The organism is Micrococcaceae bacterium Sec5.7 (assembly GCA_039636785.1).
GTDB lineage: Bacteria > Actinomycetota > Actinomycetes > Actinomycetales > Micrococcaceae > Arthrobacter.
Genome location: CP144169.1, coordinates 1,242,052 through 1,268,437, shown reverse-complemented (window position 1 = coordinate 1,268,437; position 26,386 = coordinate 1,242,052). Strand labels below are relative to the sequence as shown.

The following is a 26,386-nucleotide window of genomic DNA, read 5'->3' as shown; positions in this document are numbered from 1 at the left end:
AGCCCGGCTTCCGTAGCCGTCGTCCGCTAGCGTGTCAGCATGACAACCGACGAGTCCGTCCCTACCCGTCCCTTGGTTTACGCGCACAGGGGTTCCAGCGCGGCCTTCGCCGAACACACTCGCGCCGCCTACCGGCGTGCCCTGGCCGACGGCGCCGACGGAGTGGAGTGCGACGTCCATCTGACCAGGGATCAGCACTTGGTCCTGCTTCATGATGCCAATCTGGACCGCACCTCGGACGGCACGGGGCCCGTGGCCGAACGGACCCTCGAGGAACTGCGCCAGCTGGACTTCTCCTCTTGGAAGGGTGCCCGGATCCCGGACGAATACGGTGCAAAGTCCGAACAGCTGCTGACCCTGCCCGAAATGCTGGATATTCTGCGCGCAGCGGGCCGCGAGATCGGGCTGGCGATCGAACTCAAGCATCCCAGCCCCTATCAGCTCAGGCTTGAGGACCGGCTGCTGGAGGTTCTGACGGACGAAGGCTGGGATCCGGAAACGTCATCTCTGGAGAACATCCGTGTCTCCTTCATGAGCTTCAGCCCCGACTCCATCAAACACCTCCTCAAGACGGTTCCAGCCGAATTCATCTGCCAGCTGGTGGATGACATCAACGTGGAGGAAGTCCGCGAGGAACTGGGCCTGGGGGCCCTGACCGGCGGTGCCGTGGCCAATATGATGAAGGCTGCGCAGCTGGAAGGCGAACGGATCCTGGACAACTGCGAAGTGGGAATGGCCGGCCCCGGAATCGACTACGTCCGCCAGCACGCCCGCACCGTGCAGCGCTGGCTGGAATCCGGCCGCCGGTTCCGGGTATGGACCGTGGATTCAGAGAAGGACGTGGCGCTGTGCCAGGGCCTGGGCGTCCACGAGATCACCACCAACAAGCCCGTCCAGGTGCTGGCCCAGCTGTAGCGGTTAACACCCCGGCCGCGGCTGTGGTTGAGTGGTGCCATGCCTTTCACCTGGTCCGGCCGGGCCACCCAGACTGTGTCCGCGGTTGCCATGAGCGCCCTCCTGATGGCCAGCGCCATGAAGCACTTCCGCGAGCCCGGATTCTTTTACCAGGTGGTGCCCGACGTGCTGTGCCGTGATGATTCCGGCCGCGATGAGTCCGTCCATGAGGCAGGCGGAACGCCGGACGGACCGTTGGCATTGATGTCGCGTGAGGAATGGGTGGCGGTCAGCGGACTGCTCGAGGCGGGCGCCGCTGTCGGGCTCCTCATCCCGGCCACGCGCCGGGCAGCGGCCACCTGCGTTACCGTGATGTTCGCCGCGTTCCTCGCCGGGCACCTGGACGCCCTTCGCCGCGCGTATGGGCCCCGGGGATCGCCGAAGCAACGCAAGGCACACACCGTCCGCCTTCCGCTCCAGGCACCGCTGATTTTGTGGGCGTGGAGCCTGCGGAAGCCGGACGCCGGGCTGCGGCGGTGAAACTCCTGGAGTCGCCGGCCGTGCGGGTGGGGCTCTCCATCAGCATCGCCACCGGGCTCTATGGCGTTTCGTTCGGGGCCCTGTCAGTCACGTCAGGGCTCGATTTCTGGCAGACCATGGCCCTGAGCCTGTTGCTGTTCAGCGGTGGGTCGCAGTTTGCGTTTATCGGTGTGGTGGCAGGCGGCGGATCGGGCGTCGCCGCGATGAGCGCGGCCACACTGCTGGGCATGCGCAACGGAATCTATGGAATGCAGCTTAACGCACTGCTCCATCCGCGGGGCTGGCGCAGATATGTGGCCGCCCAGCTGACCATTGATGAATCGACGGCCACCAGCAGCGGACAAACCGAACCGGGCGAACAACAGCGCGGTTTCTGGACAGCCGGAATCGGTATATACGTGCTCTGGAATATCTTTACGGCAGTGGGTGCGCTGGCAGGCAGCGCCCTGGGCGACCCCAAACAGTGGGGGCTCGACGGCGCCGCCGTGGCAGCGTTCCTGGCACTGTTGTGGCCAAGGCTGAAGGGCCGTGAACCGGTGGCCATCGCCGCGGTGTGCGCGCTGGCCACCGTGCTCGCCGTGCCGTTCGTGCCGGCCGGTGTGCCCATCCTTGTCGCTGCGGTTGTGGCGGCAGTGATCGGCTGGTTCAGCCATGGCCGCAGCGATGAAGGGCTCGAGCCGGACGTGGATCCCTACGCCGAGCATCATCATGGTGGCCGTCATCATGGTGAGTCCGCATCCCGTGGAGGTGCTGCATGAACCTCTGGATGTGGCTGCTGCTGGCCTGTGTGCTGGCCTATGCCTGGAAGCTCGTGGGCTATCTGGTGCCCGCCAAGCTGCTGAAGAACCCCAGGATGTCCCGCGTGGCGGGCACCATGACCATCGGGCTGCTGGCCTCGTTGACCATTGTGAACGCCGTGGCCACGGGGCAGTCCCTGGCTCTGGATGCCCGGCTGGGTGCCCTCGCCGCAGCCGCAATTGCGCTCCTCTTCCGTGCACCGTTCCTGGTGGTGGTCCTGGCAGGCGCGGGTGCGGCTGCTGCGCTGAGACTCGTCGGCTGGAACTAGGGTCCAACGTGGCCGAGCCAGGCCGCCTGACCAGCCCGGCCGCCCTCTCCCCGGCCGGATCCTCCGTAGTGCCTCAAGTCAAGATGCTCGCGAAATGCCGGCGGTGATGGCATTGGTTTTGTCTTTGGCCAGGGCGATGAGTTTGTGTTGGATGGCCGTGATGGCGCGGGTCAGTTCGGCGGGGTTGGTGTCGTTGAAGAGCCGGCGAAGTCGCTGGCGCGCTCCGGTGTCAGGACGGCTGAGTCCATGACCCGCTGGTAGGGGGTGCGTGGCTTGTCATGGACCCGGGTCTTCTTTCCGTTCCTGTTCGAACGCCAGCCGATGGCTTTCGTGGTCGCGGTGAACATGTTCAGCCGCACCCTCACGAGCGGGTAGAGCTCGTTGAGCAGCCGGAGCTCTTCGGCGGTGTTGTAGCGGTAGTGGAAGGCGTGGCGGCGCACCACGTCGCCGTTCTTCTGTTCGACGTGGGCGTTGTCGTTGGATTTGTAGGGCCTGGCCCGGGTGAAGAACAAGTCCCGCTCACCGGCCCATTCGATCAGGGCGTGGTTGATGAATTCACCACCGTTGTCGGTATCCAGGCCCACGAGCGGGAACGGCAGCCTGGCCTCGATGCCTGTCATTGCCTCGATGACCCACCGGTGGGCGCCGTTGTTCACGGCCATGTTCTCCGTCCAGCCGGTGAACACATCGGTGACCGTGAGGGAGCGGATGAACTCCCCGGCCAGGGTCGGGCCGCAGTGCAGCACCAGATCCGCCTCGACGAACCCCGGCGCCTGTTCGTGCTCATCCCCGGCCTTGCGGACCTGGATCGAGTTGCGCAGCAGCGGCCCGGGTTTCGTCCCGGACAGGCCAAGTATCCGCGCACCGTCCCGGGTCGGCTTCAGCATCCTGTCGCTCGTTGCCCCGGAGACGGCCAGCAGCTGCGCCCACGTCTCCTCGTTCAGACGTCTCTGATCCAGCTCGTGAAACTCCTCCAGCTTGGGCAGACAGATGGCCATCGTCGCGGCCAGATACTTCCCGGACGGACGCCCGGCAAGGTTCCACACCTGAACCAACAGCTTCAGCGTGTCATACCCGTACGAACGGGACCGCGGTCTGCGCTTGACCGCTTTCGCCGGGCCCTTCCGCTTCAGCGCCGTCCGCAACGCCCGTCTCGTGTTGGCCCTGGACCAGCCCGTCGTCGCGACCAGCTGATCCAGCATCATCCCCTTGGCCTTCTTCGACGCGCGACCATACTCGGCCGCATGCTTCTTCGTGATCTCCCGACGCGCACCCATCGACAACTGACCCATCCGCCAAGCACACCGCAGCACCCGGGCGGCCACCGGCATTTCGCGAGCATTTATCAGATGAGGCACGCACCCCATTTCGCGAGCACTATACGTGAGTCTCGTCGTCCTCTGGTGGCACGGGCCACCTGGGCTGTAAACTCTTAGTGGCTGTGCAGTGGGCAGGCAGGTGCGCGACGCCTATTCGTCGTTGACCACAGAGAGACCTCCAACATTATGAGCGAAGACATCACGCCGGCCCGGACAGCTGGCCCCAAGGATCCCCATGACAAGTCCAGAACCGGATTTGTTGATCCCGGCGGGTCTGAGGCCACCCGGGAACTCCGCGGAACGGCGCGCCGCCGCCGCGAAGCAGAAGAGAAGCTCCAGCTCCACCTTCAGGAAGCGAAGGAGCATGCGGCGGAGCAGAAGCATTCGGAGGGAAGCGGCGATTCGCCGGGCCGGAAAGTACCTTCGGAGCCCGAAATAGAACCCAGCAGGCAACAGGCTTCCTAGGCGAACGGCATACCCGGAAGCGGCACCTGGGGAGGCAGCGGCCGGTTTGGCCGTTCCGCGCGGATGGCATCCTCAACCAGGGCCACCGGCCGGCGCCAGGCATCGGATCCCGGCTCCATGGTGTCAACCACACCGATCAGCATGGCCAGAAGCCGGATCATGTCAGTCATCGAAATGTCGCTACGGAGCGTGCCCTGTCCCTGCCCGCGCCCCAGCAGCACGCCCACGGATTCGATCAGGCTTCCCGTGATCCCGGTGAGAAGTTCACGGCGGCCTGCCACCGCGCCCAGCAGGTTGGCGTTTTCGCTGGCTGCGGCCATCACGGAGTCGATCACCCGGAGCAGGCCTGAGGCGGCATCGGGACCGGCAAGGGCTTCATCGATAACCGGATCCACGGTGATCCGCAGCTGGCGGTTCAACGCCGCCAGGACCAGTTCTTCCTTGTCCGCAAAATTCCGGAAAAGTGTGGCGGGGCCTACACCGGCGGTCGCGGCGATGGTCTGCAGCGGCACATCGGGGCCAAGCTCCCGGAAGCATTGGCGGGCCGCGGTAATAATTTTGTCGACGTTGCGCGCAGCATCAGCACGAAGGGGCTTGCGGTCTACTGCGAGGTTCATCATTCAAGGTTAGCAACGCTGTGGCTGAGCACCCGCGTTACTGGTTGGTAGCAGGTTATATGACGTATTCGCGAGACCGAGACCTGCGTTCCGGCCGTGGCAGACTGGCTTTATGTTGCTTGCATTCTCAGTCGCCCCCTCCGGAATTCCCGCCAGCCAGCCCGCAGATGCGGACGGCGCAACCCGCCCACAATCGCCGGACGCCTCCGTCCACGACGCCGTTGCCGCCGCCGTCAAGATCGTCCGTGAGTCCGGCCTGCCCAACCAGACCGACTCCATGTTCACCACCATCGAGGGCGAATGGGACGAGGTGTTCGCTGTAGTCAAGCGCGCCACGGAGGCCGTCGGCCAGTTCGGCAGCCGCGTCTCCCTTGTCATCAAAGCGGACATCCGCCCCGGCTACTCCGGTGAACTCACGGCCAAGGTGGAACGCCTCGAAAACGCCATCGCCGTAAACCCCTAGCTGGCTGGACCCGGAACTGCGAGACTGGGGCCATGTTTGAGCACCCTACGTTTCAACACAAGGCCCAACCCGCCTGGGTGGCGGTGGAAGAATTCCTGTCAGCCGCCGTCGTGCATCCTGACGACGCGCTCAAGCGCGCGGTGCAGTCCGCCGTCGACGCCGGCATGCCGCCCATCGAGGTGGCACCCAATGCGGGCAAGCTGCTGAAGCTGCTGGTCCAGATTTCCGGCGCTCGGCAGGTGCTGGAGATCGGAACCCTGGCCGGCTTCAGCACCATCTGGATGGCCCAGGCGCTTCCCGACGACGGCCGTCTCGTCACGTGCGAATATCTCACCAAGCATGCCCAGGTGGCCCGGGCCAATGTTGATGCGGCGGGGGTTGGACAAAAGGTTGAGATCCGGGTGGGTGCCGCCCTCGAGTCCCTTGCCGCCCTGGAGTCTGAAGCGCGTGGAAAGTTCGACTTCGTGTTTATTGATGCCGACAAGGAAAACAACCCGCACTACCTGGAGTGGGCCATACGCCTCGGCAGGCCCGGAACCACCATTGTGATGGACAACGTGGTGTGGGAGGGGGCGCTGCTGGATCCGTCCATGGATGAGGTCAACGCGCCGGGAATTCTGAGTGCGCTGCACCTGATGGGGCAGGACCCGCGGCTGGATGCAACGGTCATCCAGACGGTCGGTTCCAAGGGCTGGGACGGTTTTGCCCTGGCTGTTGTGCGCTGACTTCGTTGCGTGCAAACCCGTCCTTGTACGGTGCTTGCGGGGTCTACGGACGGGGTGAGCGGTCCCGGGTGAGGGGATCGTCGGGCATCGGATCGTCGGCCAGCTCACCGGCCATTGGATCATCCGCCATGTGGGTGCTGGACCGTGGATTCTCGATCAGCTGCTTGCTGTCCAATGGGTTGGGTGGTTGGGACGGGGCATCCGCGGCGCCCGATCCGGGGGCGTGCCCGGCGGTGTTCCGCGCCTTATCCGCTGCAGCTTCGGTGTGGCTACCGTCCCGCGGCCGTTGGTTCTGTGTCATCTTCGCTCTCTTTCCAAGAAGGCGGGCTGCAGATCGCATCCAATATTGCTGGCACTTGAAATGTAAGCATGATTACTATTAGAACGTAAGTGCCTGACCGATGTTCCTTTCAACCGGTAATCTGCCTGTGGTGGCATCGTTGCCCCATCCCGCAGCCACCGGATCATGCCGAATATGAGAAGAGGTGGATCCCGCCGTGGATACAGCTTCATGGGTTTGGATCATTGTTGGAATCGTTGTCATTGTGCTGATTGTCGTGGTTGCCATGGTGGCCCGCAGTCGGCGAGCAGGAGTGCAGCAGAGGCATGATGAAGAGCACCGCCAGGAGGCGGCCGCGATTCGGCGCAAAGCCGGGGACGTTGAACTGGATGCCCGTGAAAACGAAGCCAGGGCATCACGTGCCCAGGCGGACGCCGAGCAGGCACAGGTTGACGCCGGGCGGCTCAAGCAGGAAGCCGAGCAAAGGCAGGTCGACGCGGAGCGTCTCCGCAGCGAGTCAGCCGAGCGGATCGAGAAAGCCGATACCGTGGATCCCGACGTCGATGAAAACGGCCGCCGTCGGGTCGACGTTCCTGACGGGCGCGCTAGTGCAGACTCAGCAGACGGTCACCGCGTTGAGGACCCGGGCTCGCCCGATCAGCGCGGCACAGATCAGGCGGGCGTGGACGGACGCCCTGCGGATGGACGCCGCCCTGACCGGAACGATGAAAATGCCAGGTCCGACGATCGCCGGCCGGAGATCTAAGGGGCTTAGATAGACCCGTCCGGCCCTCCCGCCGCGGCGTCCGCTGCCCGGCGGGACACCGGCCGGGAGCCCGTGCCCGGGAGGGCCGCCGGGGCCGTAGGGTTGAAGCATGACTGAAGCGGTGGACAACTAGTGGCGCGGCGCGGAAAGTCAGGCGGCAGAAATGCTGAAGGCTCGACGGCGGGAGTTGTGGAGGTGCCCAAGGGCACCCGCCCGGATGGCCCTGTTGAGGGCATCTATTACATCGACACCGGCGACTGCGAGCTGATCGCGGACCAGGACAATTCCAATGGTTGGCTCCTTCGGATCAATGGTGTGATGAGCTCGCACATTGACCTGGTCGATCCGCTGCTCCTGGAATTTGAGTACATGCGCTGGATGTCGGCGCTGATCGAATCGCGCTGGCCCCCGGGGTCGAAACCGAAACTCCGCGGCCTGCACCTCGGCGGGGGAGCCTGCTCACTGGCGCGCTACTTCCACGCCGCCTACCCGGAGGCGCGGCAGGTGGTGGTGGAGCTGGACGGCAAGCTGGCGGAGTACGTCCGCGGCTGGTTCGATCTCCCCAAAGCGCCGCTGATGCGCCTTCGGGTGGGCGAGGCCCGCGAAGTCACCGAGTCCCTCACCCCGCAGACCCGCGACTTCATTGTCCGCGATGTTTTTGCGGGTGCCCTGACTCCGCGGCCGCTCACCACCAGGGAATTCAACGAGCGCGCCAAGCAAGTGCTGGCGCCGGGTGGAATCTACGTGGTGAACTCCGGCGACGCCCCGGACCTGAAGAATGCGCGCGAGGACGCCGCCACCATCGCGGCCACTTTTGCGCACACCATCATCATCGCGGACCCGGCCATGCTCAAGGGCCGGCGCTACGGCAACATGGTGATGGCAGGGAGCGAACTGCCGTTCGACGACGATCCCCAGCTCGCGCGCCGACTTCTGGGCGGCGGCGTCCCGGCGCATATCTGGAACGACGCCCAGGTGCGGTCCTTCGCCGCAGGGTCACCGTTGAGACGCGATCGCTCTGCTGCGGGCTGACGAGGCGGTTTCTAACCGTTGCCCTATCACCTCTGGTTCCTATCCGGACGCTTTGGCGACCAAGAGTGATAGAGCAACGGCGGGTTCGGCGTCACCCGCGCCCCAGCAACGCCTCCGTGTGCCCCACGGTCTGTTGGCGGAGTGCCTGAACCACGGCAGCAACGGCGGGCCGGCGCATGGAGTCCGGCCGCAGCACCATCCAGTACGGAAGCAGCTCGGCGAAGTCGCGGGGCAGGAGACGCACCAGATCCTGGTGCAAGTCGCCCATAAAGCACGGCAGGAACCCGATCCCCGCACCGGCCCTGGTGGCCTCCACATGGACAAAAACGTTGGTGGAACTCAGGCCGTCGCGCATGGCGGGCACCAGGCGGCGCGGGGCATCAAGATCGTCCACCTGGAGCATCGAGTCCACAAAGTACACCAGCGGGTGTTCGGTGAGTTCCTGCACTGTCCCCGGTGTCCCGTTCTCGGCCAGGTAAGCGCGCGAGGCGTACATCCCCAGCATGTATTCTCCCAGCCGGAACGCCTCGGCCCTGTGAATCTGGGGCTCGCCCACCACCACCTCGATATCCAGACCGGACCGCTGCTGCAGCGCACGCCGGGTCACCGTGACGATCTCCACGCTCAGCCCGGGATGCTCCCGGCGCAGCCGTGCCACCGCCGGGGCCGCAATATAGGCGCTGAAGCCGTCGGTTGCGGTCATGCGTACGACGCCGGTAATCGGGTCAGGCGCGCGGCCGCCAGGTACCAGCCCACGCACCGCAGCCTCCACCTGCTCGGCCACCAGCACCGCTGCGGCGCCGAGCTCGGTGAGCTCCCAGCCGCCGGCCGCCCGTGAGAGGACGCGGCCGCCCAGAGCCTTCTCCAAGGCCGCTATCCTGCGGGAAACGGTGGTGTGGTTCAGGCCCAAGGCCTGTGCCGCCGTCGTAAATCTGGCTGAGCGGGAAACCGCGAGCAGTACCAGAAGATCGTCCGGGTTGGTGTTCATATCTGCAATTTTGCACATAAGCGGTGCCATTTTGGCTATTGAATCGCCAACTTTGTGCAGCAATACTCAGTAGGAGCCATAAAGTGCTGTGGATCACAGCGCGTGTCAACGTGGACACTAAGGAGAAACAAATGAGCGTAGAGCAACGCTCGGCAAACTCTGCCGGAGCCGCCCCCAAGGGATCTGGCCTCAAGAAGATCGTGGCCGCCTCAATGGTGGGCACCGTGGTGGAATGGTATGAATTCTTCCTCTACGCCACCGCCGCAACCCTGGTGTTTGGCAAGTATTTCTTTCCCGCCACCGGCAATGAGCTGGACGGCATCATCCAGGCCTTCTTGACCTACGCCGTGGGGTTCGTGGCCCGTCCGCTTGGCGGAATCGTGTTCGGCCAGATCGGCGACAAACTGGGCCGCAAGCCCACCCTCCAGCTGACCATTGTCATTGTCGGTGTGGCCACGTTCCTGATGGGCTGCCTCCCCGGTTTTGCCACAGTAGGCTACTGGGCGCCGGCCATGCTGGTTGCCCTCCGCTTCATCCAGGGCTTCGCGCTCGGCGGCGAATGGGGCGGCGCGGTTCTGCTCGTTGCAGAGCACAGCCCCAACAAGTCCCGCGGATTCTGGTCCAGCTGGCCACAGGCAGCCGTTCCGGTGGGCAACCTGATCGCCACCCTGGTGCTGTTCGTCATGTCCACCACTCTGAGCAGCGCGGACTTCCTGAGCTGGGGCTGGCGCGTGGCGTTCTGGCTCTCCGCAGTGATCGTGTTTGTTGGCTACTACATCCGCACCCACGTCACCGAGGCTCCGATTTTCCTCGAAGCCAAGGCGCTGCTGGAGAAGGAACAGGCCGTCAGCTTCGGCGTCCGCGAAGTCATCCGCAAGTACCCCAAGGGCATCCTGCAGGCCATGGGCCTCCGGTTAGCGGAAAACATCATGTACTACCTCGTGGTGAGCTTCGCGATTGTCTACCTCAAGAGCGTGCACAAGTACGACACCTCCTCGCTGCTCCTGGCCTTGCTGATCGCCCACGTGATCCACTTCCTGGTCATCCCGCAGGTGGGCAGGCTCGTTGACAGCTGGGGCCGCAAGCCCGTGTATCTCGTGGGTGCCATCACCGGTGCAAGCTGGCCGTTCTTCGCCTTCCCCATGTTCGATACCCGCAACCCCGTGATGATCGTCCTCGCCGTGACAATCGGACTCTGCCTGCACGCCTTTATGTACGCGGGCCAGCCCGCCATCATGTCCGAGCTCTTCCCCACCCGGATGCGCTACTCAGGGGTTTCGCTGGGTTCGCAGGTCACGTCCATCTTCGCCGGTTCGCTGGCGCCGCTCCTGGCCACCCAGTGGCTCAAGGACACCGGATCGTGGCTGCCCACGGCCGTCTACCTGCTGGTGGCCTGCGCCATCACCACGGTGGCGGTGCTGAGCCTGAAGGAAACCATGGGCATCGCGCTGGAAGACGTGGACAAGGCCGACGCCGAACGCGAAGGACTCGTCCCCGCGGGCTCGCGCTGAGCTGCTGAAGCAGGCACCGCGGCCGTCAGCAGCAGAGCTGCCGGCAGCCGCGGCCGGAGTATGGAACTAGCGGGGCGCAGGGTATGGGAATCGGGATTGCTATGGAAAACAGTTTGATCGGACGTAAGGCCGTGGTGACAGGCGGCGCCAGCGGGATCGGCGCGGCCTGTGTCCGGGGACTCGCGGCCCGCGGCGCAAAGGTGGTGGTTGCCGACGTCGATGAGGCCGGCGCCTCCGCCCTAGCCGACGAAGTGGGCGGCACGGCCTGGGCCGTGGACCTGCTGGACGTCGACGCCCTGGGCGCCCTGAGCCTGGACTGCGACATCCTGGTGAACAACGCCGGGATCCAGCGCATCAGCCCCATCGAGGACTTCGATCCGGCGGACTTCCGCCGGATCATCGCCCTAATGCTGGAGGCCCCGTTCCTGCTGATCCGTGCGGCCCTTCCCCATATGTACGCCAATGGGTTCGGCAGGATCATCAACGTCTCATCCGTACACGGGATCCGCGCCTCACCTTTCAAAAGCGCGTACGTATCCGCCAAGCACGGACTGGAAGGGCTGAGCAAGGTGACGGCGCTGGAAGGCGGGGAGCACGGAGTCACCTCCAACTGCATCAACCCCGGCTACGTCCGGACACCGCTCGTGGAGAAGCAGATCGCCGATCAGGCACTGGTTCACGGCATCCCCGAGTCCGAGGTGCTGGCCAAGGTGATGCTCACGGAGTCTGCCGTGAAGCGGCTTGTGGAGCCTGAGGAAGTTGCGTCGCTCGTGGACTGGCTGGCCTCCGATCAAGCCGGAATGGTCACAGGCGCCAGCTACACGATGGACGGCGGCTGGTCCGCCCGGTAGTTCGTCCGTCGCGCTATCACCTTTGGTTCCTATTTACCTGTTTTGGCAGCCAAAAGTGATAGCGCAACTGCCGCCATCTGCCCGCCGCCCCTACTTTGCCGGCGTTGGCAGTGGGACGCTTTCCGGGGCGTAGAGGTCGCTGATCAGTGACTTGGCGATCGTCGCCGCTGGGTCGCGGCCGTCTGCCGAGGGCGCGAGGTTCGTCCAGACCACCAGCGTTATTTTGTTCAGTGGGTCCCTGCCCATGAACGAGTTGTAGCCGGGCAGCTCACCGGTGTGACCGTACAGATTGCCGAATTTGGCCAGCGCCATGCCATACAGCGCCGCGTCCGGGTTGTCCGGATCGACAGGCTTTAGGCTGTCCATCCGAAGCTTTTGCAGCTCGGCATTGAGCAGTTTGCCATCAGTGAGGGCCTCGGCCAAGGTGGCCAGGTCACCGGCGGTGGAGATGCCTTGGCCGGCCGCCCACGTCCAGGACGGGTTCGCGTTGGTGTAATCATTGGGTTTCAGGGATCCGTCCTGGGCCTTGGCGATCAGGTCTGCCGGGAGCTTCGTCGTCGCAAGCGTGAGCAGGTTGTCCATATACATGTAGCCCCGTGAATACGGCGCCGGAAGATCGGACGAGTCCGATCTCGGGAACGATGACTGACTCAGTCCGAGCGGCCCGAGTATCCGGTCCTCGATAATCCGACCCAGCGGCTTGCCGTCCAGCTTCTCCGCAATTAGCCCGAGAAGCACGGTGTTCGTGTTCGAGTAGTGGAACCCCTCGCCCGGGGGAAAATACACAGGCAGGGGCAGTGCGATTCCGAGAAGTTCCTCCTGCGTCCACACCCGTTTCGGCGTGGTGTCCAAGGCGCGGCTGAGTTCGTACGACTCCGAGTAGTTGTAAATTCCGCTCCGCATGGTGAGCAGCTGCTCGATGGTGATTTTGTCGCCGTTGGGGACGTCCCGACGGTACTTCGACACGGGGTCGTCCAGTTTGATCTTGCCTTCCTGCGCGAGCTGCAGGATGACTGTCCCCGTCCACGTTTTCGTGATGGAACCGATCCTGATGTGGTCGTCCAGCGATACCGGGGTGGTTCCGCCTGCGCTCGTCACGCCGTAGGTGAAGGTGACGTCGCCCTGCGGGGTCCGCAGCAGCATCACGGCGCCCGGGACGAGCAGATCCTTGGCCGTGCTCTGGAAGGTTTCCTGCAATTTGGCTTTGTCGGGGTGTACCAGGACGGATGCGGCAGCCGTGCCGGTGGCCGACGACGTGGGAGCGGGCGGGTCTACTGCCGTGCACGCTGTTGCGGCGAACAGGGTCGCCGCAACAATCCCGAGGGCGGCGAGGGACTGGCCCGTGGAGTGCCTCAAGCCCTTGGGGTTCGCTGCCATCGTATACTCCCGCCGGACACCGAATAGTAGGGCCCAATTTATCCCACAGGGCGTCCCGGCAGAAGGGCTGCCGGCTACGTTTTGTTGCCCGTGAGGGTCAGCGTGCCCGTCTCGACCACCGGCAGCGGTGAGGTTTCGTCCACCAGTTCCGCCCGGCGTCGTCCGTTCCCTTTGACCCAAAGACTGTAGGCGAGCAGCAGCAGGCCTAGCCAGACGGCGCCCACATAAAGCGCGATGCGGGTGTCCTCGAAGACGCCCAGGATCACAATGACCATCGCCATGAAACCGATGGTCAGCACCGAGGCGGCGGGCCACCACGGGGACGGGAATTCCGACGCCGGCAGGTCCTTGCGGGCAATCTCCCGTTTCATCGCCACGTGGGACGCCAGGATCATCACCCAGACCCACACCGTGGCGAAGGTGGCGATCGAGGCGATCAATACGAACACGTCTTCCGGAATCAGTGCGTTCAGCACCACACCCACCAGCAGGATGCCGCCCATCATCACCACGGTCATCCACGGGACGCCGTGCCGGGAGACCTTGCCGAAGCTGGCCGGCGCATGCCCCTGTTTGGCCAGACCGAACAGGATCCGGCCTGCGCCGAAGATGTCGCTGTTGATGGCTGAGAGCGCGGCCGTGATCACCACGGCGTTGAGGATATGCGGGGCGGCCGGGATGCCCAGGCCGCTGAAGATCTGCACGAACGGGCTGCCGTTGCTGCCGATCTCGTTCCATGGGAAGAGGCTCATGAGTACGCCGAGGGTCAGTACGTAGAACAGCAGCACGCGCACAGGCACTGTATTGACTGCTTGCGGGATCACTTTTTTGGGATCCGCGGCCTCGCCGGCGGTGATGCCGATGGTTTCGATCCCGCCAAAGGCAAACATCACGACGGCGAACGCGGCCAGGAGCCCCTCGAACCCGTTGGGGAACATCCCGCCGTGCTCCACGAGGTTGCCGAGGCCCGGTGCCACGGTGGAGCCGCCGGCCTGGAAGCCGAACACGATGATGGCTGCGCCGCCCACGATCATGGCGATGATGGCCACCACTTTGATCAGCGAGAACCAGAACTCCAGCTCGCCGAAGACCTTCACGCTGAGCAGGTTCAGGGCGGCCAGGAAGAAGATGATGGCGAGCACCCAGATCCAGCGATCGACGTCGGGGAACCAGAAGCCCATGTAGATGCTGAATGCGGTGACGTCCGCGATGGCCACAATCGCCATCTCGAAGACGTAGGTCCAGCCCGTCACAAAACCAGCGAACGGGCCAAGGTAACGGCTCGCGTACTGGCCGAACGAGCCGGACACGGGGTGCCGGACGGCCATTTCGCCCAGCGCCCGCATCACCATGAACACAGCCGCGCCGCCGATCATGTAGGCGAACAGCACCGAAGGGCCGGCCTTCTGGATTGCCGAAGCGGAACCGTAGAACAGGCCGGTTCCGATCGCCGAGCCCAGTGCCATAAACCGGATGTGACGGACGTTGAGCCCGCGGCTGAGGACGCTTCCGACGGCGGCGCTGACCGCGCTGGTGGATGCGGGGCCCGTCTGTGCCTTCGGGGCCGGTGGTGCTTGCTGCATACGAATACCTTCTCGTCACTGGGAGGGGGATCGCCAACCAGCACATCACTTTTGGGCCGCCTATGATGGGACTCACGGGGGATTGGTGTCTTTCATTTCAGACTGCCCAGGGCGTGCAGAAGTCGAAATCTCTTGACATCATGTCAGTTATACTTTACTTTTGGGATGTCAGCTTTGTTTTACATGGGGGTGGAAAAATGTCATCCGAAGAGAAGAGCGCGTGGATCATGGGGGTGCTCGCCGTTGGTTCGTACGCCGCCTATCTGATCATCGTTCTTGGGCAGGCCGGCAACATGCCGCTGGCCGAGGTTCCGTATGCGGCGCCGCTGCTGTGGACCGTCGGTGCCTCGATTGCGGCATCCATTGTGCTCCACATCGTGACCGGGATCGCCTCGCCCAAGGACGCCGGCAAGAAGGATCAGCGCGACAAGGAGATCTACCGGTTCGGCGAATATATCGGCCAGTCATTCGTGGTGATCGGGGGCGTGTCGGCCCTGGTGATGGCGATGGTTGAACTCGACTATTTCTGGATCGCCAACGTGATTTACCTGGCCTTCGTCTTGTCCGCGATTCTCGGATCTGTGGCAAAGATCGTCGCCTACCGTCGAGGTTTCCAGCCATGGTGAAGCCGACCAAAGTCACGAATGCGATCCGACGGCTCCGATTCGCGCGGGGCGAGATGACGCAGGCGGACCTCGCTGAGCGAATCGGCGTCACCCGGCAGACAATCATCGCCATCGAGCAGGGGCGCTACTCGCCTTCCCTTGAGATGGCATTCCAAATCGCCCGCGTGCTCAGCGTGCCCCTCGACGACGTATTCCAGTACCCGGACAGCTAGACAGCCAAGGAGAACCATCATGAAAGCGATCGTCCAGGACGTTTACGGCTCTGAAGATGTGTTGGAGCTCCGTGACATCGAGAAGCCAGCGGTAGGCGACAACGACGTGCTCATCAGCGTCTGCGCGGCGGGCGTCGATCAGGGTGTCTGGCATCTGATGGCGGGTCTGCCCTACCTCACGCGCCTTGTCGGCTTCGGGCTGAAGAAGCCCAAAAGCCGCATCCGTGGCAGGGACGTGGCCGGGCGTGTGGAGTCGGTCGGCGGGAACGTGACGCAGTTTCGGGCGGGCGACGAGGTGTTTGGAACCTGCGAAGGTTCCTTCGCCGAGTACGTCTGCGCCCGGGAGGACAAGCTGGTGCCGAAGCCGGCGAACCTCACCTTCGAGCAGGCCGCGGCGGTGCCCATCTCCGCCGTCACCGCACTTCAGGGACTTCGCGACTGCGGGGCTGTTCAACCCGGGCAGAAGGTTCTGGTCATCGGCGCGGCGGGAGGAGTGGGCGCTTTCGCCGTGCAGCTGGCGAAGGCTTTCGGTGCAGAGGTGACCGGCGTGTGCAGCACTAGCAAGGTGGAGCTTGTCAGTTCGATCGGCGCGGACTCCGTCATTGACTACACACGGGATGACTTCGCGGAGAAGGGGGTGCGCTATGACCTCATCTTGGACACAGCGGGGAACCGTTCACTGACACGGCTCCGGCACGCGCTGACGCCTAAGGGGACGCTGGTCATCGTCGGCGGCGAGGTGGGCGGGCGGTGGTTCGGCGGGATTGAGCGACTGCTGCGCGCCGCGATGCTGTCGCTTTTCGTGGGCCAGAAACTGTGCGGGCTGATTTCGGTGGAGCGCAGGGAGGACCTTGCATACCTGACGCAGCTCATCGAAGCCGGCACGGTCAGGCCGGTTATCGATAAGACCTACTCCCTGGGTGACGCCGCCGCGGCCATCCAGTACGTGCACGAAGGCCGGGCGCACGGCAAGGTCGTAGTCAGCGTGTGAGGCCATGGGCCGGTTGCGGCCGGTCCTGCTGCGATGCCGCCTCGCGCGCAGCCGCCTCAATTCGGGCACGGTGCATGGCCCATTCCTCAGGGCTCCGAGGGGACAGATTGGGGTCACCGGGGCCCTGCCCGGCCCTTCCGTCAATGAGTTCGCGGAGAATGTCTGCATGCCCCAGGTGCTGGGCCGTTTCGACGCACAAGTGAACCAGGATCTGGTGGAGGGTCACGTGACGGCGTTCCTCCGGCCACCACGGCACTTCCCCGGGGGCGTCGAGCGGAAGTGCCTCGACGGTTGCATCGCTGTGGGCGCCCGAGAAGCGGTGCAGTTCAACGATGTCCTGGCGGGTTTCTTCAGGTGCCGCCCACATGTCCGCATCCGGCTCCGCGTCATCCGCCATCCAAGGCAGGTCCCGGCCGCTTGGCCGGCCGAAAACTTCGCCGAAGTACCCCAACTCCACGCTCGCCACGTGCTTGACGAGGCCCAGGAGGTTGGTTCCGGTGGGCGTCAGCGGCCTGCGGGCGTCGTACTCGCCCAGCCCCTCGAGTTTACCCAGAAGGCTTTCCCGCCGGGTGCGGAGGTACCGGAGCAGAATCGCTTTGTCATCCATAGCGCGCACTATACCGGAGCACTGTGCTGGCTGTCCGGTAGCGGAGGTGGACCACTCCGTTGCCGAAACGGCGCTCGTCCAGCAGCTCAAGGTCCCAATGGACATCGTCGGGTAGAAAGCGATTGCCGCCGCCCACAACCACAGGCGAGACGAACAGGTGGCACTCGTCGACCAGCCCGGCCTTAAATGCCTGGGCGGCCAAATGAGGGCCGCCCACAGTGATGTCGCGTCCCGCCGTCTCTTTAAGCTGCCGGACCGCTTCGGCATCGAAGTCCCGCTCGATCCGCGTTCTGGCGCTGGATACCTTCTCCAAACTCCGGGAGTAGACGATCTTTTCAGCTGCGCGCCAGAGCTCCGCGAAGTCCCGGACAAAGGGAGGCAGTTCCGTGACGTCGAGTCTTTCCCAGGCCCGCATCACTTCGTACATCCGGCGCCCGTAGAGGTAGGTGCCCACCGGCCGCTCCAGCTCGTTGACGAAGGTGTGCACCTCCTCGTCCGGTTCGCTCCAGTCGAACTTGCCGTCCCGGTCCGCCACGTAGCCGTCGAGCGACGTGATGCCTGCGTAAATCAGCTTCGCCATGGCCAGCCTGCCTTCTCTCTCTGAGTCTGTTCTTCCCGGTCAGGCCGACCATAGATTCGACAGATCGCCCATTGCAAGAGCAAAACCCCGGACACCAACTATCCATTGTCTGGTATTCCGGACAGTCGTGTGCTCTGATGGCTTTTCGGGCCAGGCAGTCCGGGCGCATGATTAAGTACGGTATCCCGGACACCGGCAACGTGGCGGGATCAAACCGACGGAGGACAGATGGCAGGCAACATCGCAGCCCCGGCCGTGGCCACAGCGCCAGCGACCACAACAGCTGGCACGGCAGTGCCGAAGGAGACGGCGGCGTCAAAGGTGACGTCAAAGGTTCCGGCGGCCGAAAACACCTTGCGTATCCTGAAACTGCTGGCCTCCAAGCGCGGGCCCATGGCGGCGTCGAACATTGCCACCGCACTGGGGCTGCCGCGTTCCAGCGTTTACCACCTGCTGGGAGTGATGGAAGCGAACGGCTTTGTGATGCACCTGCACGAGGAGCAGCGCTACGGGCTGGGGATCAGCGCATTCGAGCTCAGTTCCGCGTACTCGCGCCAGGAGCCGCTGTCCCGGCTGGGCCGGCCCATGCTCGCGTCGCTGGTGGACGTGCTGGGGGAGAGCGCGCATCTGGCGGTGCTCCACGGCCGCGATGTGCTCTACATTGTGGAAGAGCGCGCCAAGCACCGGCCGTCCCTCGTGACCGACGTCGGCGTCCGGCTGCCCAGCCACCTCACCGCCAGCGGCCGCGCCATTCTCGCCGCGCTGCCGAAGTCGCAGGTCCGCGCGCTGTACCCGAACGCGGCCGCCTTCAGCGCCCGGCACGAGGTGGAGGGCGCCATCATGAAGTACTCCTCGCTGTCCTCGCACCTGGACCAGGTCCGGCAGCGCGGCTACGCCACGGAACACGGTGAGGTGACGCCCGGCTTCGGCTCGATCGCCGCCGCCGTTACGGATCACGTGGGATGGCCGACGGCGGCAGTCGCCGTGACCTTCCTGGAGGACAAACTGCCGGCGGACCAATGGCCGGCGCTCGCCGCCCGCGTCCAGAAGGTCGCGGACGAACTCTCGGTCCGCATCCACGGCCGCCCTGCGCTCTAACCACCCGCGCGCTACCCCCTCGTTGCTCTATCACTTATGGTTCCCATCGGCAGGTTTTAGGGACCACAAGTGATAGAGCAACGGCGGGGGAGGGGGGCACTGCTTGGTCTGGAATACCGGACAGTACCCGTTCCAAACCCCTGTCGGCCCCGCGCTGGACAGGCTTTAGTTGATAAAGACGCACTTCTCCCGAAACCCACCCTGAGACACAAAGGAGCCACCATGGCACCCGCCGATTTCACCACCGGTGCCCGCCCGGTCAAAGCAGCCCGCGGTACCGAGTTGACTGCCAAGAGCTGGCAGACGGAAGCCCCGCTGCGCATGCTCATGAACAACCTGGACCCCGAGGTCGCCGAGCGCCCGGACGACCTGGTGGTCTACGGCGGCACCGGCCGCGCCGTCCGCAGCTGGGCGGCGTTCGATGCGATCACCCGCACGCTGGAAACCATGGAGAAGGACGAGACCCTCCTGGTCCAGTCCGGCAAGCCGGTCGGCGTGTTCCGCACCAACGAGTGGGCGCCGCGCGTGCTGCTGGCCAACTCCAACCTCGTCGGGGACTGGGCCAACTGGCCCGAGTTCCGCCGGCTCGAGGCCGAGGGCCTCATGATGTACGGCCAGATGACGGCCGGGTCCTGGATCTACATCGGCACCCAGGGCATCCTGCAGGGCACCTTCGAAACGTTCGCGGCGATCGCCCGAAAGCTCACCGGGGACGAGGACGGCACGCTAGCCGGGACCCTGACCCTCACCGGCGGCTGCGGCGGGATGGGCGGGGCCCAGCCGCTCGCCGTCACGCTCAACGACGGTGCGTGCCTGATTGTCGACGTCGACGAAAGTCACCTGCGCCGCCGCGCCGGCAAGCGCTACCTCGACGAGGTGGAGACGGACCTCGACACCGCCATCGCCAAGGTCCTCAAAGCCAAGGAAGAGCGCCGCGGCTGGTCGGTGGGCTACGTCGGCAACGCCGCAGAGGTGTTCCCGGAGATCCTGCGCCGCCACAACGCCGGCGAGTTCACCGTGGACATCGTCACGGACCAGACCAGCGCCCACGATCCGCTGAGCTACCTCCCCGAAGGCATCTCCGTGGCGGAATGGCACCGCGAGGCCACGGCTGACCCGGAAGGCTTCACCAAGAAGGCCCAGGCCTCCATGGCCCGGCACGTGCAGGCGATGGTGGAATTCCAGGACGCCGGCGCCGAGGTCTTCGATTACGGGAACTCCATCCGCGACGAGGCCCGCAAAGGCGGCTACAACCGCGCCTTCGAATTCCCCGGCTTCGTCCCGGCCTACATCCGCCCGCTGTTCTGCGAGGGCCTCGGCCCGTTCCGCTGGGTGGCGCTCTCCGGCGACCCGGAGGACATCGCCGTCACGGACAGGGCCATCAAGGAACTCTTCCCCGAGAACAAGCACCTGCACCGCTGGATCGACGCGGCGCAGGAACGGGTTGAGTTCGAGGGCCTGCCGGCCCGCATCTGCTGGCTGGGCTACGGCGACCGCGCCAAGGCCGGGCTGCTCTTCAATGAGCTGGTCAGGGACGGCAAGGTCAAGGCCCCGATCGTGATCGGCCGCGACCACCTGGACTCCGGTTCCGTGGCCTCCCCGTACCGGGAGACCGAGGCGATGGCCGACGGCTCCGACGCGATCGCCGACTGGCCGCTGCTCAACGCCCTGCTCAACACTGCCTCCGGCGCCACCTGGGTCTCCATCCACCACGGCGGCGGCGTCGGGATCGGCCGCTCCATCCACGCCGGCCAGGTCTCCGTGGCCGACGGCACCGACCTCGCAGCCCAGAAGCTTGAACGGCTCCTGACCAACGATCCCGGCATGGGCGTCATCCGCCACGCCGACGCCGGCTACGACCGCGCCGTCGAGGTCGCCAAGGAACGCGGCGTCCGCATCCCCATGACGGAAACGGCCCCCGCCGAATCCGCCGAAGCAAAGAACTAGGAACTCCCCATGACAACCACAGCAACACAGGCCGCGCTGACCGTCACCCTCGGTTCCAGCGGCGTCACCCCCGAGGACGTTGTCGCCGTCGCGCGCCACGACGCCAAGGTGACCATTTCCCAGCAAGCACTGGACACCGTCGCCAAGGTCCGCGCCCACATCGACGATCTCGCGCACAGCGAGGTTCCCGCCTACGGCATCTCCACGGGCTTCGGCGCCCTCGCCAACCGGCACATCCCCAACGAGCTCCGCACCCAGCTGCAGAAATCGCTGATCCGCAGCCACGCCGCCGGCATGGGCCCGGCAGTGGAACGCGAGGTGGTCCGCTGCATCATGTTCCTGCGCGCCAAGACCCTCGCGTCCGGCCGCACGGGCGTCCGTCCGGTTGTGCTGCAGACCATGGTGGATGTGCTCAACGCCGGCATCACGCCCGTGGTCCGCGAGTTCGGCTCGCTGGGCTGCTCCGGCGACCTCGCACCGCTGTCGCACTGCGCCCTGGTACTGATGGGTGAAGGCGAAGCCGCCGGCCCTGACGGCGTGCTCTACGGAACCAAGGACGGCCGCCCCGTCGCGGAGCTCCTTGCCGAGCACGGGATCGAGCCCGTCACCCTCGCCGAGAAGGAAGGCCTCGCGCTGGTCAACGGCACCGAGGGCATGCTGGGCATGCTGCTGATGGCCATCGCCGACATCCGGCAATTACTTACGACGGCGGATATCACCGCCGCGCTGAGCGTTGAGGCGCTGCTCGGCACGGATCAGGTGTTCCTGCCGGAGCTGCACGCGGCACTCCGTCCGCACCCGGGCCAGGCCGCCAGCGCGGACAACATGCTGCGCGTTCTGTCAGATTCGCCGATTGTGGCCTCGCACCGCATCAACGACACCAAGGTCCAGGATGCGTACTCGCTGCGCTGCGCGCCCCAGGTTGCCGGCGCAGTCCGGGACACCGTGGACCACGCCGCCCTGGTGGCTTCCCGCGAGCTGGCCGCTGCCATCGACAACCCGGTGGTGCTCCCGGACGGCCGCGTTTCCTCCAACGGAAACTTCCATGGCGCCCCGGTGGCTTACGTGCTGGACTTCCTGGCCATCGTTGTGGCGGACCTGAGCTCCATCGCCGAGCGCCGCACGGACCGCATGCTGGACCCTGCGCGTTCGCATGGGCTGCCGGCATTCCTTGCAGCTGATCCGGGCGTGGATTCCGGCTTGATGATCGCCCAGTACACGCAGGCCGGTCTGGTCTCGGACAACAAGCGGCTGGCTGTTCCCGCGTCAGTGGACTCCATCCCGAGCTCCGCCATGCAGGAGGACCACGTGTCCATGGGGTGGCATGCTGCGCGCAAGCTGCGCCGCTCAGTGGAGAACCTGCGCCGCGTCCTGGCCGTGGAGCTGGTGACGTCGGCGCGGGCCATCGATATGCGCACCCAGATGTCCGGCGGGGACCTCACGCCGGGCCCCGCAGGTGCTGCCGTGATCGCGGCGCTCCGCAGCGTGGTGGACGGTCCCGGTGCGGACAGGTTCCTGTCGCCGGAACTGGAAGCGGCTGACCGTCTGGTTGCCTCAGGTGAGATCCGCGCGGCCGCCGAATCCGCCGTCGGGATTCTTGCCTGAGGGTGAACAAAGTGCAGTAGGAATGAACATTTCACGGCGCCCCCGAAATATGTGGCAACACGTCCGTCGGGGGCGCGGAAGTGTAGTAGAAATGAAGGTGTATTGAAAGTCACATCAACGAAGCTGTGACACAACGAACGTCCACAAAGGGGTAGAAGTTCAATGAAAGCACGCGGGGCAGTTCTGTCCAGGCGCATGGCGCACGCCGGCACGGTTTCCGACTGGGGATCGCTGAAAGCCGGCGAGCGGGTCGAAATTCTCAAGCACGCGCATGTGGTGGCTGCGGGCGAGGTGGAGGAAGTTTCACGGAGCGGCAACGTTTTGTGGCTCGTGCCCACTGGCCCGTCTGAAGCCCAGCTCTTCATGAAGTCCGACGGCGTGCAGGTCCGCCGGGCCTAGGCGCAGGCTGGTCGGGCCTGGACCGCTGGTCGAGCCTGTCGAGACCTGAAAACCGGGGCTTGTTCGCGATTCCCAACCATCAAGGTGCGGAATGGCGAACGAGCCCCGGTTTTTTGGTTTGCGGAGTTAGCTTTGCCGCCGGAGATTCAGGCTGCGATGTCTTCGTAGATCTTGCCGAAGGGGACTGACTGGTCCAGGGCTACCGAGTACTGGCCGGGCTCGTGGCGTGTCACCAGGATGCCGCAGCTTGCTTCCAAAGCAGCAGTCTCGATGAGGGCGGCAACTGCGTTGTCCAGGCCGTCGTGAATCTCAAGCGCGCTGGAAAACTGCAGGTGGATGGCCCGGGAATCTGCGGGCTCGAAAGAGGACGACGAGGCGGTGAAGCGCTCGAGTGTAGCGGTGCTCATATGCTGTACTTCCTGTGGTTCGTGCCTGATGGGCGGAGACTATTCTAAACTCTGGAGCCATAAATGTCAGATGACTGGTGTCTAGAGCATCAGGAAGCCCGCCCGGCACTACCCCAGCAGCGTGTTCACCAGCCGCGCGGCCACCCTGGCGGTGCGGCCGTCGATGTCGAACTCCGGGTTCAGCTCGGCCACGTCCAGGTGCAGCAGTTTCCCGCTTGCAGCCACCTGCCGGCACACCGCGCTGATCACCGGAAACGGCACGCCATATGCGGCCGGGGCACTTACTCCGGGAGCCACTGACGCCGGCAGCACGTCCAGATCGATGGTCAGGTACAGCACCTCAATGTCAGCCAGGAACTCGGCAACAAACGCCTGCGCGGAATCAGCCGTGCAGTCCTCGTCCAGCAGGTACTTCACGCCCAACCGGTCAGCGGTGTTGAACAGGGCCTTTGTGTTGTTCGGTTCTGAAATCCCGACGACGGCGTACTTCAGTTCACGCCCGGCGGCGGCTTCCGCGCGGGCCATCTGGAGGAACGGCGTGCCGGAGCTCGGAACGGGTTCGTCGCGCAGATCAAAGTGGGCATCGAGGTTGAGTACACCCAGCCGCCGGCCGGCCCGGACAGTCGCGGATCCGGCCACCCCCAGGTAGCTGGCGAACGCGGTCTCGTGCCCGCCGCCCAGAACAACGGTGAGGTTCCCGGCGTCGAGCATTGCCGAAACCGCCAGCCCCGCGCGGGCCTGGCCGGCCTCAAGTGCGCCGTCCGCCACCGCCACATCGCCGGCGTCGGACACGTGCCGGTCCAGGTGGAAGGCGAGCGGTCCCAGCGCAGCCCGGATGGCAGCCGGTGCAGCAGCAGCGCCCACGCGGCCCTTGTTCCGGCGCACGCCCTCGTCGCTCGCAAAGCCCAGAATCATCGCCGGGCGGGAAACCGCGGAAGCCGCGGAGGCCGCAGAAGCCCGGGAAGCCCCGGAGGCAGAAGGCGCGGCCTGCGCGGGCGGGTACGGGGCGACCGCCTGCCACCAGCGGCGGTGCTCAGCGCCACCGCCGTCGAAACGGCCTGTCCAGGGCTGCGGCGGGACATCGACGGTGAGCGCAGTAATAGCCATGCTCCAAGCTCACCGCAGCGGCAGCGCGAAAGCCAGCAGCGTCGCCGTCGGACTGTCTGGCATCCCGGAAACAGCCGAAGGCTCACCTCGGCGGAAGCGGCAGTCCCTACTTCATCCCGAGCGCGGCTTCGATCGGGCCCACCGCGAAGAACACCAGGAATGCCGCGGCGACGGCCCACATGAGCGGGTGGACGTCCCGTACCCTGCCCTGGAAGGTGCGGATCAGGACGTAGGCGATGAACCCGGAGCCCAGGCCGTTGGCGATCGAGTATGTGAACGGCATCAGGGCGAACGTGAGGAAGGCCGGGATGGCGATGCCCCAGTCCTGCCAGTCGATCTTGCCCACCTGGGACACCATCATGAAGCCCACCACCACCAGCGCGGGGGCCACGGCCTCGAACGGGACGAGGTTGATGAGCGGGGTGAAGAACATGGCCACCAGGAACAGCAGCCCGGTGACAATCGACGCCAGACCGGTCCGGGCACCTTCGCCGATGCCCGCGCCGGATTCCACGTAGATCTGGTTGGAGGACACGGACGCGCCGCCGCCGATGATCGCGCCCAGAGCGTCCACCTGGAGCACGCGGTCCACGTCCGGGATGTTGCCGTCCTTGTCAATGGTGCCGGCCTCGTTGGCCAGGCCCACCATGGTGCCCATGGCGTCGAAGAAGATGCTGAGCAGGATCACGAACGCCAGCAGCGTGGCGGCCACCACGCCCAGGTGTTCAAACGCGCCTAAGGGATTCGCCTTGCCGATCAGCGAGAGATCCGGTGCGGCCCACTCCGAAAACGTGGGGGCCACCAGCGACCAGCCCTGCGGGTTGGAGACCTTGCCGTCAAAGCTGGGGCCGATGTGGAGCGTGAACTCAAGGATCACGGCCAGCACGGTCGAGGCCACAATGCCGATCAGGATGGCACCCCTGACCTTTCGGACCACGAGGGCGATGGTAAGGATGAGGCCAAAAACGAATACCAGAGTGGGCCAGCCCAGGAGCTTGCCGTCGAAGCCCAGACCCACAGGGACCGTGGTGCCGGCAACGTCAGGGATGCGCCGGACAAAGCCGGCGTTGACCAGGCCGATCAGCGCGATGAACAGGCCGATACCCACCACAATGGCGGTCTTCAGTCCGTCGGGCACGGCTCGGAACACGGCAGTTCGGAAGCCGGTGAGCACAAGGATCAGCATGGTCACACCGGACAGCATGACCAAGCCCATCATGTCCGGCCAGGTCAGGCCCGGGTTGGTGGACACCGTGACAGCCACAAAGGCGTTGACGCCCAGTCCTGTAGCCAGAGCGAACGGATGCCTGGCCCAGGCGCCCATCAGGATGGTGAGGATGCCCGCAACGAACGCGGTGACGGCGGCCACAGCCGCAAAGCCGAGCGTGGCGCCGCTGGAGTCCGCGCCGGAGAGGATCAGCGGGTTCAGCACCACGATGTAGCTCATGGCAAAGAACGTGGCGAAGCCGCCGCGGATCTCCCGGGACACGTTGGACCCCCGTTCCGAAATCCTGAAATATCGGTCCAGCGCAGATCCTTGCTTAAGCATTAGTCCTCCGGGGTTCATGGGTTAGTTGAATCCTATTAGGCGCCGCCGCGGCCAGCCCGCACAATCGCCTAGTCTTTAAGGAAGCCAACACAAGGGAGCAGTCCACTCATGCGTTCCATCCGCCAGCTGCTGAGCGCCGTTCTTGGCACGCTCGTTCTTGCCGCCATGCTTCTTGCCGCCGGGCCGGCTTCCGCGCACGATGCCGCCGAATCGAGCAGCCCAGCAGAGGGCGTCACTGTTGCTACCCCGCCGGATAAGGTGTCCGTCACGTTCAGCAAGAATCCGCTGGGGCTCGGTGCGCAGGTCCGAGTCAGCGATTCTGCCGGAACGGACTGGGCCGACGGCAATGTGGAGATCGTGGACAACGTGGCTTCGCAGAAGCTCAGGGACGGCGCGCCGGCGGGGGAGTACACGGTGACCTGGCGGGTGGTGAGCTCCGATTCGCATCCCATCGAGGGAAACTTCAAGTTCACGGCCACGGCCGGGGCCGCCGGTTCGACGCCGGCAGCTTCCGTTCCCGGCGCAGGCACCGCCCAGCCGGGCACCACTGCTGCGCCGGACAAGGCGCCGGACGCTTCGCAGCCGTTCCCCTGGAGCCTGGTGATTTTTGCCGCCGTCGCCCTCGGGCTGCTGGTGGTACTCGCCGTCACTGCGAAGCGGCGCCTCGCGCCGGGCCGCGACGCCGGGGATGAAGAATCCCTCGGCGGTAACCCGGAAACGGACGACGACGCCGGGACAGCCGCCCGCCGTCCGCAAGACTGACGCTGGGCTGCTGGGCTGC

General features: G+C 65.2%; 30 protein-coding genes. 19 read left to right on the top strand and 11 right to left on the bottom strand.

Annotated features, from left to right (window positions below; genetic code table 11):
• The first annotated feature begins 39 nt into the window (after positions 1–39).
• Genes V3C33_06025 through V3C33_06010 form a run of 4 tightly spaced genes read left to right on the top strand, consistent with a single transcriptional unit; the run spans position 40 to position 2,500 of the window.
• Positions 40–915 carry a glycerophosphodiester phosphodiesterase family protein gene (locus V3C33_06025; GenBank protein ID XAS68832.1) on the top strand — a complete coding sequence of 292 codons (876 nt, stop codon included), beginning with the start codon at positions 40–42 and terminating at the stop codon, positions 913–915.
• A gap of 39 nt (positions 916–954) precedes the next feature.
• Positions 955–1,434, top strand: coding sequence for a hypothetical protein (locus V3C33_06020; protein ID XAS68831.1), 480 nt, complete (start codon positions 955–957; stop codon positions 1,432–1,434).
• Positions 1,431–2,192 (top strand): AzlC family ABC transporter permease, encoded by a 762-nt coding sequence (locus tag V3C33_06015; GenBank protein XAS69665.1) that lies wholly within the window; start codon positions 1,431–1,433, stop codon positions 2,190–2,192. The genes V3C33_06020 and V3C33_06015 overlap by 4 nt, the downstream gene beginning before the upstream one ends.
• Complete coding sequence (locus V3C33_06010; protein XAS68830.1) at positions 2,189–2,500, top strand: AzlD domain-containing protein; 312 nt, start codon at positions 2,189–2,191, stop codon at positions 2,498–2,500. Before V3C33_06015 ends, V3C33_06010 begins: the two co-directional genes overlap by 4 nt.
• A gap of 170 nt (positions 2,501–2,670) precedes the next feature.
• Here V3C33_06010 and V3C33_06005 read toward each other — a convergent pair whose 3' ends face one another.
• Complete coding sequence (locus tag V3C33_06005; GenBank protein ID XAS68829.1) at positions 2,671–3,792, bottom strand: transposase family protein; 1,122 nt, start codon at positions 3,790–3,792, stop codon at positions 2,671–2,673.
• Between the two features lie 213 nt (positions 3,793–4,005).
• Between V3C33_06005 and V3C33_06000 the strand changes: the two genes are divergently transcribed.
• Complete coding sequence (locus V3C33_06000) at positions 4,006–4,284, top strand: hypothetical protein (GenBank protein ID XAS68828.1); 279 nt, start codon at positions 4,006–4,008, stop codon at positions 4,282–4,284.
• On the opposite strand, the gene V3C33_05995 is transcribed toward V3C33_06000, so the two are convergent.
• Entirely contained in the window at positions 4,281–4,901 is a 621-nt protein-coding gene (locus V3C33_05995) for a TetR/AcrR family transcriptional regulator (protein XAS68827.1), read from the bottom strand. The genes V3C33_06000 and V3C33_05995 overlap by 4 nt on opposite strands.
• 112 nt (positions 4,902–5,013) lie before the next feature.
• Here V3C33_05995 and V3C33_05990 point away from each other — a divergent pair, with 112 nt between their 5' ends.
• Together V3C33_05990 and V3C33_05985 are read left to right on the top strand one after the other, a co-directional pair.
• Positions 5,014–5,364 (top strand): thiamine-binding protein, encoded by a 351-nt coding sequence (locus V3C33_05990; protein ID XAS68826.1) that lies wholly within the window; start codon positions 5,014–5,016, stop codon positions 5,362–5,364.
• A gap of 32 nt (positions 5,365–5,396) precedes the next feature.
• Positions 5,397–6,089: an O-methyltransferase gene (locus V3C33_05985; GenBank protein ID XAS68825.1), complete on the top strand. Its 693-nt coding sequence runs from the start codon at positions 5,397–5,399 to the stop codon at positions 6,087–6,089.
• A 43-nt stretch (positions 6,090–6,132) separates the two neighbouring features.
• Here V3C33_05985 and V3C33_05980 read toward each other — a convergent pair whose 3' ends face one another.
• On the bottom strand, positions 6,133–6,390 hold the full coding sequence (locus V3C33_05980; protein ID XAS68824.1) for a hypothetical protein: 258 nt from the start codon (positions 6,388–6,390) through the stop codon (positions 6,133–6,135).
• A gap of 196 nt (positions 6,391–6,586) precedes the next feature.
• On the opposite strand from V3C33_05980, the gene V3C33_05975 reads away from it, so the two are divergent.
• Both V3C33_05975 and V3C33_05970 read left to right on the top strand, forming a co-directional pair.
• Complete coding sequence (locus V3C33_05975) at positions 6,587–7,135, top strand: hypothetical protein (protein ID XAS68823.1); 549 nt, start codon at positions 6,587–6,589, stop codon at positions 7,133–7,135.
• Positions 7,136–7,267: 132 nt separating this feature from the next.
• The gene (locus tag V3C33_05970) at positions 7,268–8,167 is read left to right on the top strand and encodes a fused MFS/spermidine synthase (protein ID XAS68822.1); all 900 of its coding nucleotides are present in this window, start codon (positions 7,268–7,270) and stop codon (positions 8,165–8,167) included.
• 91 nt (positions 8,168–8,258) lie between these two features.
• Here the strand turns inward: V3C33_05970 and V3C33_05965 are convergent, their stop codons facing one another.
• Positions 8,259–9,155: a LysR family transcriptional regulator gene (locus V3C33_05965; GenBank protein XAS68821.1), complete on the bottom strand. Its 897-nt coding sequence runs from the start codon at positions 9,153–9,155 to the stop codon at positions 8,259–8,261.
• Between the two features lie 131 nt (positions 9,156–9,286).
• Here V3C33_05965 and V3C33_05960 point away from each other — a divergent pair, with 131 nt between their 5' ends.
• Positions 9,287–10,666, top strand: coding sequence for an MFS transporter (locus V3C33_05960; protein XAS68820.1), 1,380 nt, complete (start codon positions 9,287–9,289; stop codon positions 10,664–10,666).
• A gap of 101 nt (positions 10,667–10,767) precedes the next feature.
• Positions 10,768–11,517, top strand: coding sequence for a 3-hydroxybutyrate dehydrogenase (locus V3C33_05955; GenBank protein ID XAS68819.1), 750 nt, complete (start codon positions 10,768–10,770; stop codon positions 11,515–11,517).
• A gap of 90 nt (positions 11,518–11,607) precedes the next feature.
• On the opposite strand, the gene V3C33_05950 is transcribed toward V3C33_05955, so the two are convergent.
• Together V3C33_05950 and V3C33_05945 are read right to left on the bottom strand one after the other, a co-directional pair.
• Positions 11,608–12,894, bottom strand: a complete 1,287-nt coding sequence (locus V3C33_05950; GenBank protein XAS68818.1) for a serine hydrolase domain-containing protein — start codon at positions 12,892–12,894, stop codon at positions 11,608–11,610.
• A 74-nt stretch (positions 12,895–12,968) separates the two neighbouring features.
• Positions 12,969–14,477, bottom strand: a complete 1,509-nt coding sequence (locus V3C33_05945; protein ID XAS68817.1) for an amino acid permease — start codon at positions 14,475–14,477, stop codon at positions 12,969–12,971.
• A gap of 197 nt (positions 14,478–14,674) precedes the next feature.
• Here V3C33_05945 and V3C33_05940 point away from each other — a divergent pair, with 197 nt between their 5' ends.
• The 3 genes from V3C33_05940 to V3C33_05930 are packed head-to-tail and all read left to right on the top strand — an operon-like array spanning position 14,675 to position 16,306.
• Positions 14,675–15,103: a hypothetical protein gene (locus tag V3C33_05940; protein XAS68816.1), complete on the top strand. Its 429-nt coding sequence runs from the start codon at positions 14,675–14,677 to the stop codon at positions 15,101–15,103.
• Positions 15,097–15,315: a helix-turn-helix transcriptional regulator gene (locus tag V3C33_05935; protein XAS68815.1), complete on the top strand. Its 219-nt coding sequence runs from the start codon at positions 15,097–15,099 to the stop codon at positions 15,313–15,315. Before V3C33_05940 ends, V3C33_05935 begins: the two co-directional genes overlap by 7 nt.
• A gap of 19 nt (positions 15,316–15,334) precedes the next feature.
• On the top strand, positions 15,335–16,306 hold the full coding sequence (locus V3C33_05930) for an NAD(P)-dependent alcohol dehydrogenase (protein XAS68814.1): 972 nt from the start codon (positions 15,335–15,337) through the stop codon (positions 16,304–16,306).
• Here V3C33_05930 and V3C33_05925 read toward each other — a convergent pair.
• Both V3C33_05925 and V3C33_05920 read right to left on the bottom strand, forming a co-directional pair.
• Complete coding sequence (locus V3C33_05925) at positions 16,296–16,913, bottom strand: DinB family protein (GenBank protein XAS68813.1); 618 nt, start codon at positions 16,911–16,913, stop codon at positions 16,296–16,298. The genes V3C33_05930 and V3C33_05925 overlap by 11 nt on opposite strands.
• Positions 16,906–17,493, bottom strand: a complete 588-nt coding sequence (locus V3C33_05920; GenBank protein XAS68812.1) for a dihydrofolate reductase family protein — start codon at positions 17,491–17,493, stop codon at positions 16,906–16,908. Before V3C33_05920 ends, V3C33_05925 begins: the two co-directional genes overlap by 8 nt.
• Positions 17,494–17,721: 228 nt before the next feature.
• Between V3C33_05920 and V3C33_05915 the strand changes: the two genes are divergently transcribed.
• From V3C33_05915 to V3C33_05900, 4 genes are all read left to right on the top strand, one after another.
• On the top strand, positions 17,722–18,591 hold the full coding sequence (locus V3C33_05915; protein XAS68811.1) for an IclR family transcriptional regulator: 870 nt from the start codon (positions 17,722–17,724) through the stop codon (positions 18,589–18,591).
• 222 nt (positions 18,592–18,813) lie between these two features.
• Positions 18,814–20,538, top strand: coding sequence for a urocanate hydratase (locus tag V3C33_05910; protein XAS68810.1), 1,725 nt, complete (start codon positions 18,814–18,816; stop codon positions 20,536–20,538).
• Between the two features lie 9 nt (positions 20,539–20,547).
• Positions 20,548–22,143, top strand: a complete 1,596-nt coding sequence (gene hutH / locus V3C33_05905) for a histidine ammonia-lyase (GenBank protein XAS68809.1) — start codon at positions 20,548–20,550, stop codon at positions 22,141–22,143.
• A gap of 162 nt (positions 22,144–22,305) precedes the next feature.
• Positions 22,306–22,542, top strand: a complete 237-nt coding sequence (locus V3C33_05900; protein ID XAS68808.1) for a hypothetical protein — start codon at positions 22,306–22,308, stop codon at positions 22,540–22,542.
• A 146-nt stretch (positions 22,543–22,688) separates the two neighbouring features.
• On the opposite strand, the gene V3C33_05895 is transcribed toward V3C33_05900, so the two are convergent.
• From V3C33_05895 to V3C33_05885, 3 genes are all read right to left on the bottom strand, one after another.
• The gene (locus V3C33_05895) at positions 22,689–22,949 is read right to left on the bottom strand and encodes a hypothetical protein (GenBank protein ID XAS68807.1); all 261 of its coding nucleotides are present in this window, start codon (positions 22,947–22,949) and stop codon (positions 22,689–22,691) included.
• Positions 22,950–23,057: 108 nt separating this feature from the next.
• A complete protein-coding gene (gene hutG, locus V3C33_05890) occupies positions 23,058–24,056 on the bottom strand; it encodes a formimidoylglutamase (GenBank protein XAS68806.1) in 999 nt (332 codons plus the stop codon).
• Between the two features lie 106 nt (positions 24,057–24,162).
• Positions 24,163–25,605, bottom strand: a complete 1,443-nt coding sequence (locus V3C33_05885; GenBank protein XAS68805.1) for an NCS2 family permease — start codon at positions 25,603–25,605, stop codon at positions 24,163–24,165.
• Positions 25,606–25,713: 108 nt separating this feature from the next.
• On the opposite strand from V3C33_05885, the gene V3C33_05880 reads away from it, so the two are divergent.
• Entirely contained in the window at positions 25,714–26,367 is a 654-nt protein-coding gene (locus V3C33_05880) for a copper resistance CopC family protein (protein XAS68804.1), read from the top strand.
• Positions 26,368–26,386: the final 19 nt, after the last annotated feature.